Consider the following 12,388-nt stretch of genomic DNA (forward strand, 5'->3'; position numbering starts at 1 on the left):
TTTTTCTTTTTTTACTTTTTAGAATCTTTTCTTTCTACATTATCAAGTGAAATCTTAAGTTCTTCTATAATATTTGCATTAGTATTTTTTTCTTTCTTTAAGCTATCGACAACTTTTTTTATTTCATCAACGCTTTTTATCACACTTTGTTTGAACATATTTTGTGTTTCATTTTGCTCGTTTAAAATGTTTTTGTTAAAATTTTCCAAACTAGTCTTAAACTCTTCTAAGCCATAAATAAGCTTATCAGCTAAATCTTGCAAATTTGTATCCCTTTTGTCGTTAAATGATAAAAGCTTTTCAAATTGTATTGATAAATTTACATAAATTTCATTTGTATCATCAACTAATTTAGAAAATGAGTTTAACATCTTTTCAAAGTCTTTATTAAGATTTTTTGAAATTTCACTTATGTTAGTAAACAATGAGATTGTCTCATTTAAACTTGATGAAGTTATTTTTAAAGAGTTTTTTTGCATTTCAAGCATTTCTTCAAATGTATGAAAATTTTCTTTCATAGCGATGCGTAAATTTTTAGTAAATTCGGTATTAAAAACAGTTTCAAAACTATTTGCAACTTTTTCATTTTGATTTAGTATTTCACTCATAAGACTTTGCGAGATTTCGTCCTTTTCCCAAAAGAAATTCTTAGTCACACTTTTGTATTTATAAACAATACTTTCAAATCTACTTAAGCCTTTTTTTTCAAAATATATCCACCACAAAGCCAAAAATATACCATAAATAGAAACATAAAAAGCTGTTCCAACTCCTCCTAAAAGCTGAGCTATTTCTGCTTCAAGTGAGTTTATATTAGTTGACGAAAAATGTGGCATTGAGATGGCTATACTTATAAAAGTTCCTAAAATTCCAAGCATAGGAAAAACACCGGCTGCAACTGAAGCGTAGTTTTCATTTCTTAAATTATTTGTAAAATTATCACTAAATAACTCAAAGGAAGAATTTGATTTTTTACTATTTCCAATAATTGTTAAATGGCTCATTATGTATTTTTTAAGCTCATCTTTAAAAATATCACTTCTGCTTTCAAATAAGCAACATCCATATTCTGCATTATGCCTTGCAAAAATCAAAGCTATGAAAAGTAAAAATCCGAGCATAATGATAGAGTGAAATTCCACTTTTAAGCTTATATAATTTAGATATCCTGATAAAAAAATCAAAAACACTAAAACAGGAATAAAAACTATTTTTATATAAACCCCAAGAAGAGATCTTTTAGACTCTTTTAATAGACTAAACTCATCAGATATTTCATTTTTACTTTCCATATTTTACCTTAATTTTTATTTATACAATTTAAATCTTCAAAGGCTTCCATTAATCTTTTTACCATACTTTCCTCACCAGCTCTTAACCATTTTCTAGGATCGTAATATTTTTTATTTGGGCTATGTTCACCTTCTGGATTTCCGATTTGCCCTTGTAGATAATCTCTATTTTTAAGTTCATATTCTCTAACACCATCCCAAAAAGCCCATTGTGTATCTGTGTCGATATTCATTTTTATAACACCATAGCTTACGGCATCTTTTATATCTTTTATATCACTTCCACTACCGCCATGAAATACAAAATTTACCGGCTTATCGCATTTTGTATTAAATTTTTCCTTTACAAATTTTTGGGAATTTTTTAAAATTTCAGGTCTTAGAACAACATTACCTGGTTTATATACACCGTGAACATTACCAAAACTTGCTGCAATTGTAAATTTATCACTTATTTTACCAAGTCTTTCAAATGCTTGAGCAACATCTTTTGGCTGAGTATATAAAAGTGCATTATCAACATTTGTATTATCAACACCATCTTCTTCTCCACCAGTTACTCCAAGCTCAATTTCCAAAGCTATGTCTAATTCACTTAGAGTTTTAAGATACTGCTCACAAGTACTTAAATTTTCATCCAAACTCTCAACACTTAAATCAAGCATATGAGAAGTAAAAAGTGGTTTTTTAAAAAGCTTAATATTTTCTCTACTAGCTTCAATTAAACAATCAATCCAAGGAAGAAGTTTTCTAGCAGCATGATCAGTATGTAAAATCACAGGAATGCCATAATGTTTTGCTAGCAGATGAACATGTCTTGCTCCACTGATTGCCCCCAAAACATCGGCTTCTTGGCAGGTTTTTCCTGCCACAAAACCTGCTCCACCATTTGAAAACTGGACTATTACGGGTGAATTGACTTTTTTTGCGCTTTCTAAAACTGCATTTATAGAATTTGTTCCAACTACATTAACAGCTGGTATAGCAAATCCCTCACTTTTAGCGTAATTATAAAGCTTAATCGCTTCATCGCCACCTAAAACACCTGCATTTACAACATCTAAAACACCCATTTAAAATCCTTATTTTTTATTTTTATATTCAATTTTTGCTTTTGATTTTAAATCTTTTACTTTTTTCTCAAAATCTGCTTGAAATTTTTCTTGTTTTACAATGCTTTTAATATAATCTTTAACTTCAGCTAGACCAAGTTGTTTTGTATCTTTTGCATCATTTTTAAGTATTACGTGATAGCCAAATTGAGTTTTTACAGGAGTTTTAGTAAGCTCACCTTTTTTAAGTTTATCAGCTGCTTCACCAAACTCAGGAACCATTTGCTCTTTTACAAAGTATCCTAAATCTCCACCATTTTGTTTACCACTTGGATCAAGACTTTTTTCTTTTGCAATTTCAGCAAATTTTTTCTTTAACGCATCACCTTTTAGCTTACTTAAATCAGCTATTATTTTTTTAGCATCATCTTCTTTTTCAACTAAAATATGGCTAGCTGCAATAGCTGCTGGCTCAATAAATTTATCTTTATTTTTATTATAAAAATCTTCTATTTCTTTATCGCTTACTTTTGTGTTGTTAAGCTCTTTTGCTTGCCAAGCTCTTAAAGCAATATCATCTTTTACAATTTCAAGCTGCTTTTTATAAAGCTCATCTTTTTCAATACCACTTTTTTTAGCCTCATTGATTAATACTCTTAAATCAATTGCTCTATCAATTACTTGATTTTGAATCTCAGCTGGAAGAGTTTCAAAATTAACTCCTGGCATTCCTGCAAGCATAGGTGCAAGATCAACATCAGTGATGTCCTTTCCATCAACTGTTGCAAAAACTTTAGCGTTTAAACTCATAGCTACTGCTAGGCTCAAAGCTGTAAATAAAACTTTTTTCATATAAAACCTTTCTTAAAAAATTAAATTATTATATCTAGTAATAGTAAAGAAATGTTGAATTTTTGTAAAATTTCGGCTAAAATCTTTGGAATGAGAACCAAAAAAGAGATAAATTTAATAAAAGAGTTATTTTTAAAGCATTTTAATAAACCAGTTACAGAACTTAAATTTAAAAATCTTTATGAGCTGGTAGTTTGCGTTATGCTATCAGCACAATGCACCGACAAAAGAGTAAATTTAATAACACCTGCTTTATTTAGTGAATTTCCAGATATCAAGTCTTTATCAAAAGCAAATTTAAACTCACTCAAGCTTCTTATAAACTCATGTAGTTTTTTTAACAATAAGGCCGAAAATTTAATAAAAATGGCAAAATCTGTTATGGAAAATTTTGGTGGAAAAATTCCACTAGATAAAAAAGATCTAATGAGTTTGGCTGGAATTGGGCAAAAAACAGCAAATGTTGTTTTAATAGAGTTCAAAGGTGAAAATTTAATGGCGGTTGACACGCATGTTTTTAGAGTTTCGCATAGACTTGATTTAAGCCAGGCAAAAACTCCAGAGCTTACTGAAATCGACCTAGTAAAAGCTTTTAAAACTGAGCTTAACTACCTTCATCAAGCAATGGTGTTATTTGGAAGATATACCTGTAAAGCGGTTAAACCAAATTGCAAAGAGTGCTTTTTAAATGAAATTTGTAAAAGCAAAGATAAGATTTTATAACAAGACTCTTTAAAAGTAACAACCTCCGCCAGTTGCACCTTGATCACTTTCAATTATAACTTTATCTTTTACCAAGTAGCAATCCATATCTTTTTTGATATTTTCAAGTTCACTAGCCGCAAAAGACTCATCATAAATATTTAAAATTTTTGCACCAATAAAAAATCTACTTATTATAAAACTAATTCTATTTCCAAATTTGCCAACACTTAAATAATCTAGCGATTTTAACTCTTTCTTAATTAACTCCAAATCCTTATCGCTAAAATATTTACTTAATAGTTCTTTTGATATTTTATCATCATAATAATAGTGTGTGCCATTTGCATCGCCAACAACAAGCCTTTGGACTTTTGAATAGTCTCTACTGAACTCTATGTCTAAAATTTGATTTTTTTCTGCGATATTTTTATATAAATTTACAAAATTATAAATTTCAACTTCGTTTTTATAAAAATAATCTACGCTTGATTTTTGGGATTTTCCACTTATTGATAAAGAAGAATAAACTACCAATGCAAACAATAAAATAATCACTGAGACAAAAAAATACAAAAGGAGTTTTAAAACTCCTTTGATTAAAAAAATGATTAAATTTTGTTCATTTTCATGCATTTTTTACAATTTCATCAACCGCTTTATAGATTAAATCAGCAGATTTTATTTCTAGTTTTTCATTTATGCTATGTGGAGCAAAAATATTTGGTCCAATAGAAGCAACTTTTAAATCACTTTGTTTTGCTAGAAAAACTCCACATTCAAGCCCAGCATGAACAGCTACAAATTTTGCTTTTTTATTATATTTTTGCATATTTTTTAAAATAAATTTAGCAAATTCGTTGATTTCAGGCCTCCAAGGAGTAGTTTGATTTTCAGTTCTTATGTCGAAATTAAAACTTTTTGCCAAAGTTAAGGTTTCAAATTTGGAGTTTTCAAGTCCTTTTGCGCTCATTGATCTTGCAAAAAATAAAACTTCGAATTTATTATCTACTTCTTTTGCGGTTGAGAGATTTATACTATCCTCTGGAGTATTAACTTCTGTATTAAAAGCCCTTACTCCTTGTGAGAAAATACAAAGCATATTTAAAAGCTCATCACTAAATTTATAAATTTTACTCTCTTTTTTACCCATAAACTTAGCTTTTATAAAATTTGGAATTTCTCTTAACTCGTTAGAAAATATAACTTTTGCATCTACTTTTGCAGCAATTGAATTTCTTCTTTCTCCGCCGTTAAAATAGGCTATTTTACCATCATTTTCTTTTATAAATCTAGCCATGGATTTAATAGCGTTTGGGATATTTTCATGTATTTGTATGCCACTATGTCCACCTGGAAATTTATCATTATCATCTATTTTCAACTCATATAAAAATCCATTGCAATCTATTTTTTCTAAATTTCTAAATGCATACATATCAACGCTTCCTGCACACCCAATTGATACTTTATCATCTTCTTCGCTATCTAAATTTAATAAATTTGGACTTTTTATAACTCCATTAAATCTTGCAACACCCCAAAGTCCAACTTCTTCATTGTTAGTAAAAACAACTTCAAAATTATCATATTTATCCATCATGCTCATCATTATAGCTACTCCAATGCCATTATCGGCTCCAAGACTTGAGTTTTTTGCCATCAAAAAACCATCTTTTTCAAAAGTTTGAATATTTGGAGCATCACCTACACAAACCATGTCATAGTGACTTTGCAAACAAATTCTTGGGTTTCCTTTAAAAGCATGTATATTTCCAGCCTCATCAACGCTTGCTTTAAAACCATTTTTTTCACAATGTCTTAGTAAATATTCTTTCATTTTGTCTGTTTCAAAACTACCGTGAGGAATTTTACAAATTTCTTTAAAATACTCCATATAACTTTTCATTTTTTAGTCCTTTTAAATAAAAATTAAGATATTATACCCTAATTTATTTAGGATTTAATGATGAATTTAGACGAAATACGAGCAAGCAAATTTAAAGAATTAGATTTAAAAATTTATAAAAATATTTGGGAAAAAATCTCAAATTTAAATACTGATTTTGATATAAAATGTAAATTTGAAGATATTATTAATATTGAAATTTTAGATGAAAAAGTAAATTTAGATGAAATTTTACAAATAGCTCTTACACTTAAACCATGGCGAAAAGGTCCTTTTAAAATTCATAATAAATTTGATGAAATTTTTATAGATAGTGAGTGGCAAAGTTTTATTAAATTTAATAATTTATTACCATTTTTAAATTTAAAAGATAAAGTTGTTGGTGATATTGGATGCAATAACGGATATTATCTTTTTAAAATGCTTGAAATGGACGCATCAAAACTTGTGGGATTTGATCCAAGTATTAGAACTTTTTTACAATTTGAGTTTTTAAATAAATTTATAAAAAGCAATATTAAATATGAGCTTTTAGGCGTAGAACATCTGCCCTTTTATGAGCATAAATTTGATACTTTATTTTGCCTTGGAGTAATTTATCATAGAAGTGATCCAGTAAAAATGTTAAAAGATATAAAACTTTCTTTAAATAAAAACGGAGAGATTTTTTTAGATACAATGTATTTAGAAATGGATGGCGAATTTGCTTTGGTGCCAAAAAATAGCTATTCCAAGATGAGCAATGTTTATTTTATCCCAACTATTAAGGCTTTACAAAATTGGTTTGAAAAAGCTAAATTTAAAGATTTTGAAGTACTTACTACAAAAACAACATATTTAAACGAACAAAGAAAAACTGAGTGGATAGACGGTGAAAGCCTTGGTGATTTTTTAGATCCAAACGATAGCTCTAAAACTATCGAAGGCTATCCAGCACCTAAAAGAGTTTATGTTAGAGCTAGGGTTTAGCTAAATCTCTAATTAAGTCTTCATAAACAAATATGGAAAAATTTAAAATTGTCTTTACACCTTCCCAATTTTTAATTAAGTCGCCTAGATTTATCCTTATATTATTATCAACTAGTGGCTGTTTATTGCTACTTTTATTATCAAAACAGTATCTAAACGCAAAGCCACTATTATCCATATCAATAATATAACTGGTAAGATTTTTTAAGTTTTCTTTATATGTTTTAAGTTGCTCTTGTAGTTCTAGCGATAAGTAAAATTTATCAAAGCTGGAATCTAAGTGTTTTAGGAATTCTTCATATAAATATTTTATATTATGAGTTAAGTTTAATTTTTCAAATTTGTAAAATGTTGTATGAAATGAGAAAAAGAGAAAAAATAGTGAAGTGTTTAGGAGTGCGATATTAAGGGTGTTTTTTGGGTGTTTTTCTCATTTTAATAGGAATTTTTAAGCTTTACATAAATTTGACAATTTTTACAAAATTTTGACAGAAATGTCACACAATATGCATTTTAAAACCTTTTTATATATCCTAGCACAGTGCCTATTAGTTCAAAGTCTTCATCTTCGTGTAAAGTTATAGGGTCGTAGTCTGGGTTGTCGCTTAAAAGCTTGATAACAGGGCGTTTTTGAAGCCTTTTGACATAGAGCTCGTCTTCTATTCTAGCTACGCAGATTTGACCTTCCTTGACATCTCCAAGACGAATAAATAAAAGTGCGTTTTTTGGAATTGTAGGCTCCATACTGTCGCCTTTGCTTTTGATGACATTAAGCCTTGAAAACTCGACAGTTCCCAGATAATCGCGCAAAAAGGACTTGGAGAATTCAATCATTCTAGGCGGGTTTTCTTCGTTTATGTAGCCGCCTCCCGCGCTTGCATAGACATCATCAAAATATGGGACGGAAAAGTTGTCCTGTGACATTTTAAGGTTTGGGGGAGTAACGACACTTTTTTTATCTATTGACGACACATTGCTAGACAATTTATCAGTTTGCTGGACAATATTGCTAGACATATTGCTAGACAATAAATTTATAGGCTCTATATTGAATGCATCTGCTATTTTTTTTAAATTTATAGTTGTAATATTATTGCCCTTACCGGTTTCATATCTTTTTATACTTTGTAATGAAACACCAGAAAAATTTGCTAAATCTTCTTGCGTCCATTCTTTTTTACTTCTTAAAAGTTTAATCTTTTGAGCTAAATCCATTTTTTACCTTGACAAGTTTAATTTTTTAGACTATAATTTCTAAACTTATTAAGAAATGATACCGAAATTTTTTAAATTTTGGACTTAATGTGATATTTAAAATTTTAGTGTTAAGTTGGATTGAAAGGTAAGATATGAGACAAGATACATTTGCTGAGCAAATTGAAAAGCATGGATTAAAAAAATCAATAGAAAGAATTTTGTGCATTCTTGACAAAAAGGGTTATTCAAAAGACATCATTACCGAATGCGACAACATACTATCTATGAGTTTGCAAAGTTTTAGTTCAAAAGATAAGCAAAAGTTTTGTGAGTTTGAGAAAATGCTCTTAAATATGCGTTATAAAGCTTTGTATAATAAATTAAATTTGCATAATCAAACAGATATAATCCAAGAAATTCGTCATCTTTGTAAGCAGGAAGGCTTTTATAAGAGGCTTTAAGGTATGGCTTATCTAAAACCTCATTGTAAGTGTAAGAAAAGTTATAACTTGCTGGTATGGCGTAATTATATGGGTAAAGTATAGAGTCATCGTGCAAAAGCATTCTGGTTGAGGTATTTATGCACTTAAACTGATATGCAAGAATTTGAAACCTAGGTAAAAGCCTGCTATATTCATCTTGCTCTTTGAACTCTTTTAGAGCTTGGATGAAAAAATCTTGCGTATCATCTTTAATCATAAAATCTCTTTCAAATTCTATCTGGGTATATGAGTTGTATTTGGCGTGTTTTTTAAAAAGTTTGCCAAGTTCATTTATGATTTTTAGTGCTAATCTTGGGAGTTTGCTAGCATAATAAACTTCTTTACAGTTGGCACAAATAAATTCATCTTGCTTAACCGAAATTATAAGAACTTCGGTTATTTTTTTACATTTTGGGCATACAAAAACAACTTTGGCGTTATCCATAAGAATCCTTAGTTATAAAGTTTTATAAAAATTATAGCTAAGAATTTTATATTTCCAACTTAACAATGAAATTTAAGAAAGGGAACTTGATGAAAAACACTACACTCGCAAGAGCAGTTAAGCAAAAGACAAAGTATGATTTAAGAGCTTATTGTGAGATAAACAAACTTAGTCTTAGTAGCTTATACAAGGGCTATGTAAGCAAAAGAGCTAAAAAAATACTTCAAAAAGATGGGATAAGAGTAGATAATTATGTGGCTAAGCAGTAAAGAAGCAGCTGAAATTTTGGATATTAAATACGGCACTCTAGTTAAATCAATCAATAGAGCATCAAAAAAAGGCAAAAAATTTTGCTCTTTAAAGTCTAATATTTTAGACTTTAAATATGTAACTGGTGTCGGTGGTAGCTCAGGTAAAACCCTCCAAATTTGGATAGATGACACTCAATTAGACGGTAATGGTGGCGACGAAGCGCTCAGCAGTGGCGTGGGTGCAAAAGCTCGTGAAAATTTAGGTGACATCGTTAATGTGGAACGAGACTTGGCAGCAGGTAATGCAAAATTCTCCCACCTAAAAACCTTAAATGAAAATCAAAAATTAGAAGTTATTGCTTATTCGAAAAAATACTCTGTAAAAAAAGCAAAAAAGTTTTTTGGCGTAAGTGATAAAAACATATATAGATGGTTAAAAGAGTTTGAAAATGGCGGTATAAAAGAGATCAAAGATAGGCGTGGTAAAAGGATAAAAGCAGATCTTATCCTAATAAAACAAGCTATTTTAAGCATAGGAAATGCTCATAAAAGTAGCTGGTGGATGGAGTATGTCCGCCGCTTTTGCCTTACAAACAACTTAGAGTTTAACGCTTTCAACCTAGAAGCTGACATTTCTAAAAGCACATTTTACCGCCATGCAAACAGCCTAATTAAAAAAGATGCTGATATAAGAAATTTCCTAAGGGGTGGACTTGATGGGCTAACTGATATGAATTTAAGTGTAAAAAGAGATTATCTAATGGAAAATGAAGAGTGGCAAATAGATGCTACAAGCTTTGATTTTATGTGCTTAAATGAAAAGGGTGAGCCTCAAAGATATGAAGCCATTGGCATAGTTGATGCAAAAAGTGGAAAAAGAGTTTATGAGTTAGCAGATTCACCAAATTCATACGCAAATGTGCGTCTTTTAAAAAAAGCTTTTATAAAAATGGGTCGTCCAGGTTACATTAAGGGCGATAACGGAAAGGACTATGTAGGGACGCATTTTCAAGGGGTTTTAGCAAGGCTTGGGGTATCTTACATTGCAGCAGCTCCGTTTAAAGGCTATCAAAAAGGTGTGATTGAAAGAAGTCATGGAGTAATGCAAAATTTCTTTGAAGGTTTGTCTGGATTTATAGGACACAATGCAGGACATAGGATAAAAAAGGAAAACGAAGCTTTGGAAAAAAGCAAAAGACTAAGTGGGGTTAAAACAAATATTAAAAATTTACTAACCAAAGATGAAATGCAAAGCATGATAGATAGCTGGTGCGATAAGAAATATGGATTTAGTAAAAATGTAGATAGGGCGTGGTTTGATGAAAGGCTTTTTGGCAAGGCTTATCAAAGAGTGCTTAGTGCTAGTGGCATAAGTATAAACAGTATCACTTATCAAAGCCTTGAGCTTTATAAACACCTGAAAATCGGTGACAGTGTGGAAGTGATAGAAGACATTGATGATGCATCAAAAGTCTATGTTTATCATAAAGGTGAGTTTATATGTGAGATAGTCCATAGCGAAGTTAAAAACATAACCGCCGAAGAGGTTAAAAAAGCTAAAAAAGAGTATCAAAAAACTCATATAACTCCTACAAAAAACTATATCAAGTCTTTAAGAGATGAAAAAGATGCTTACTATAAAGAAGTTGCTAAACAAAACTTAGATGAGAAAATGAAAGCTAAAAATAGTGTGATTAAGAAAGAAAGTGCGGCGAAAAAAGTAGAAGATGAAGATAGTAGTAGTGGCGAGATTTATCTACCTGATATAAATGAAGTTTTAAAAGAGTTTGTGGGATAAAACCACTTCTTAAAGGTCTTTTAAAAGGCTTTTAAAAAGTGTTTAAACATTTGGATCGCAAATACCAGCTCAAAGTCAAAAGAACAGCCCCAAGGGTTGCCTCTTTGCTGGTATTTGAAAAAATATGAGGTTTATAAAAAATTTAGGAGTTTAAAATGATAGATGAAGCAACCAAACAAGCTTACGCAGAGTATGAGAAAAATGGTGGAAGTTTTAGAAAGTTAGGAGCACTTCTTAAAATGAACCAAGCCTATGTTTCAATGGCGTTTAATGGCTGGGGGGATTATGATTTAAGTAGTGAGAGTAAGGCTGTAGCTGAGAAAAAAATAGTAGATTTCTTTAACTCAAAAAGGCTTGATATATCAAACCAGTATGATGAAATTTGTAAAAATGATAAGATTTTACCATTTACAAATACTATCATAATAATGGCAAGTGTTATTAAAGCTATAAAGCAAAGAGCTTTATTAAAAATCATAGGAAAAAGTGGCACAGGAAAAACAACAGCTATAAATGCTTTAATTAAAAAGCTTCCTCAAGCTATTTTAGTAACTGCCTATGCTGGAATGAGTAAAAAAGAGCTCCTTGAAAGCATAGCAGAAAAAATCGGTGCAGAGCCTAAAAGACTAGGCACAGCTCATCTAATGAGTGCGATAAAAGACACCCTAAAAGGAAGTGATAGAGTGATAATCATAGATGAGGCAAACTTTATAAGCACCATAAGTTTAGAACAAATTCGCCATATCCAAGATGAGACAAACTCTCCAATTATCCTAGTAGGAACTGAGAATTTACAAAAGCAAATTTTAAAAAGCCACGAGCAAGTTATAACCAGGATAAGAAACACTCATAAGCCACTTATGAGCTTTAATGAAAATGAGGTGATGATGCTTTTTGAAGAAAATGGCAAAAAAATAGATGAAAAAACGGCTTTAAAGATATGGAAAAGGTGCAAAAATCTAAGAGAGGTTAAATACGCTTTAGATGATTTAGTTGAAATTTATAAAGGCAATATTTCAAAAATAGATGAAGTTTTACCAAGAAATATTTAAGGAGTTAAGTTATGAGTAAAGAAGAAATTATAGCCAAATTTAAAGAGTTTGGTTTTAATGTTTGGTTTAATAAAAGTGGAAATATAGTTGGTAAGAAAAGTGGCTTTAAAAGTTATGAAAAAGAGCCAATAAACAAGCCTTTAAAGCCACAAAATTTAAAATCAACATTTGTTTTTGGGCTTGGTAGGGTGTGGAGGTAAAAAATGTATGTAAATGTGCAAAATAAGTCAAGAATACTGAATGTATCTGACATAAGAGTTAAATTTAAAGGAGTAAATTATGATATTTGCAGATAGCAAAAAAAATGAATTAGAAATAAACGGAAACCTTGGTCAGCTTGTGGCTGAACTTGCAGGGATTGTAAAAGCAGTTGCTGAAACTTTCGAT

At 30.2% G+C, this 12,388-nt stretch carries 13 protein-coding genes; 6 read left to right on the forward strand and 7 right to left on the reverse strand.

The genetic code is table 11. The features are described 5' to 3' along the window. Positions 1-11 precede the first annotated feature (11 nt). Genes O6B72_RS04090 through O6B72_RS04100 form a run of 3 tightly spaced genes read right to left on the reverse strand, consistent with a single transcriptional unit; the run spans position 12 to position 3,196 of the window. A complete protein-coding gene (locus O6B72_RS04090) occupies positions 12-1,292 on the reverse strand; it encodes a MotA/TolQ/ExbB proton channel family protein (protein ID WP_269492291.1) in 1,281 nt (426 codons plus the stop codon). A gap of 8 nt (positions 1,293-1,300) precedes the next feature. Continuing rightward, complete coding sequence (fbaA, locus tag O6B72_RS04095) at positions 1,301-2,365, reverse strand: class II fructose-bisphosphate aldolase (protein WP_269492292.1); 1,065 nt, start codon at positions 2,363-2,365, stop codon at positions 1,301-1,303. Between the two features lie 9 nt (positions 2,366-2,374). Beyond that, entirely contained in the window at positions 2,375-3,196 is an 822-nt protein-coding gene (locus O6B72_RS04100) for a peptidylprolyl isomerase (protein ID WP_269492293.1), read from the reverse strand. A gap of 90 nt (positions 3,197-3,286) precedes the next feature. Between O6B72_RS04100 and O6B72_RS04105 the strand changes: the two genes are divergently transcribed. Next, entirely contained in the window at positions 3,287-3,919 is a 633-nt protein-coding gene (locus tag O6B72_RS04105) for an endonuclease III domain-containing protein (protein ID WP_269492302.1), read from the forward strand. A gap of 9 nt (positions 3,920-3,928) precedes the next feature. On the opposite strand, the gene O6B72_RS04110 is transcribed toward O6B72_RS04105, so the two are convergent. Further along, positions 3,929-4,456, reverse strand: a complete 528-nt coding sequence (locus O6B72_RS04110) for a hypothetical protein (RefSeq protein WP_269492294.1) — start codon at positions 4,454-4,456, stop codon at positions 3,929-3,931. 70 nt (positions 4,457-4,526) lie between these two features. Beyond that, complete coding sequence (locus O6B72_RS04115; protein ID WP_269492295.1) at positions 4,527-5,807, reverse strand: zinc-binding metallopeptidase family protein; 1,281 nt, start codon at positions 5,805-5,807, stop codon at positions 4,527-4,529. Between the two features lie 60 nt (positions 5,808-5,867). Between O6B72_RS04115 and cmoB the strand changes: the two genes are divergently transcribed. Continuing rightward, positions 5,868-6,776, forward strand: coding sequence for a tRNA 5-methoxyuridine(34)/uridine 5-oxyacetic acid(34) synthase CmoB (cmoB, locus tag O6B72_RS04120; protein ID WP_269492296.1), 909 nt, complete (start codon positions 5,868-5,870; stop codon positions 6,774-6,776). Positions 6,777-7,289: 513 nt separating this feature from the next. Here cmoB and O6B72_RS04125 read toward each other — a convergent pair. Together O6B72_RS04125 and O6B72_RS04130 are read right to left on the reverse strand one after the other, a co-directional pair. Then, entirely contained in the window at positions 7,290-7,991 is a 702-nt protein-coding gene (locus tag O6B72_RS04125; RefSeq protein WP_114675051.1) for an XRE family transcriptional regulator, read from the reverse strand. Positions 7,992-8,273: 282 nt separating this feature from the next. Further along, positions 8,274-8,900 carry a hypothetical protein gene (locus O6B72_RS04130; protein ID WP_114675050.1) on the reverse strand — a complete coding sequence of 209 codons (627 nt, stop codon included), beginning with the start codon at positions 8,898-8,900 and terminating at the stop codon, positions 8,274-8,276. A gap of 89 nt (positions 8,901-8,989) precedes the next feature. Between O6B72_RS04130 and O6B72_RS04135 the strand changes: the two genes are divergently transcribed. The 4 genes from O6B72_RS04135 (at position 8,990) to O6B72_RS04150 (ending at position 12,201) form a co-directional block, all read left to right on the forward strand. Next, complete coding sequence (locus O6B72_RS04135) at positions 8,990-9,169, forward strand: hypothetical protein (protein WP_114675049.1); 180 nt, start codon at positions 8,990-8,992, stop codon at positions 9,167-9,169. Beyond that, positions 9,153-10,949, forward strand: coding sequence for a Mu transposase C-terminal domain-containing protein (locus tag O6B72_RS04140; RefSeq protein WP_269492297.1), 1,797 nt, complete (start codon positions 9,153-9,155; stop codon positions 10,947-10,949). The genes O6B72_RS04135 and O6B72_RS04140 overlap by 17 nt, the downstream gene beginning before the upstream one ends. A 155-nt stretch (positions 10,950-11,104) precedes the next feature. Next, on the forward strand, positions 11,105-12,001 hold the full coding sequence (locus O6B72_RS04145; protein WP_016647483.1) for an AAA family ATPase: 897 nt from the start codon (positions 11,105-11,107) through the stop codon (positions 11,999-12,001). Between the two features lie 11 nt (positions 12,002-12,012). Next, on the forward strand, positions 12,013-12,201 hold the full coding sequence (locus O6B72_RS04150; RefSeq protein WP_269492298.1) for a hypothetical protein: 189 nt from the start codon (positions 12,013-12,015) through the stop codon (positions 12,199-12,201). Positions 12,202-12,388: the final 187 nt, after the last annotated feature.

Origin of the sequence: Campylobacter ureolyticus (assembly GCF_027277485.1) — a bacterium.
Taxonomy (GTDB): Bacteria; Campylobacterota; Campylobacteria; order Campylobacterales; family Campylobacteraceae; genus Campylobacter_B; species Campylobacter_B ureolyticus_B.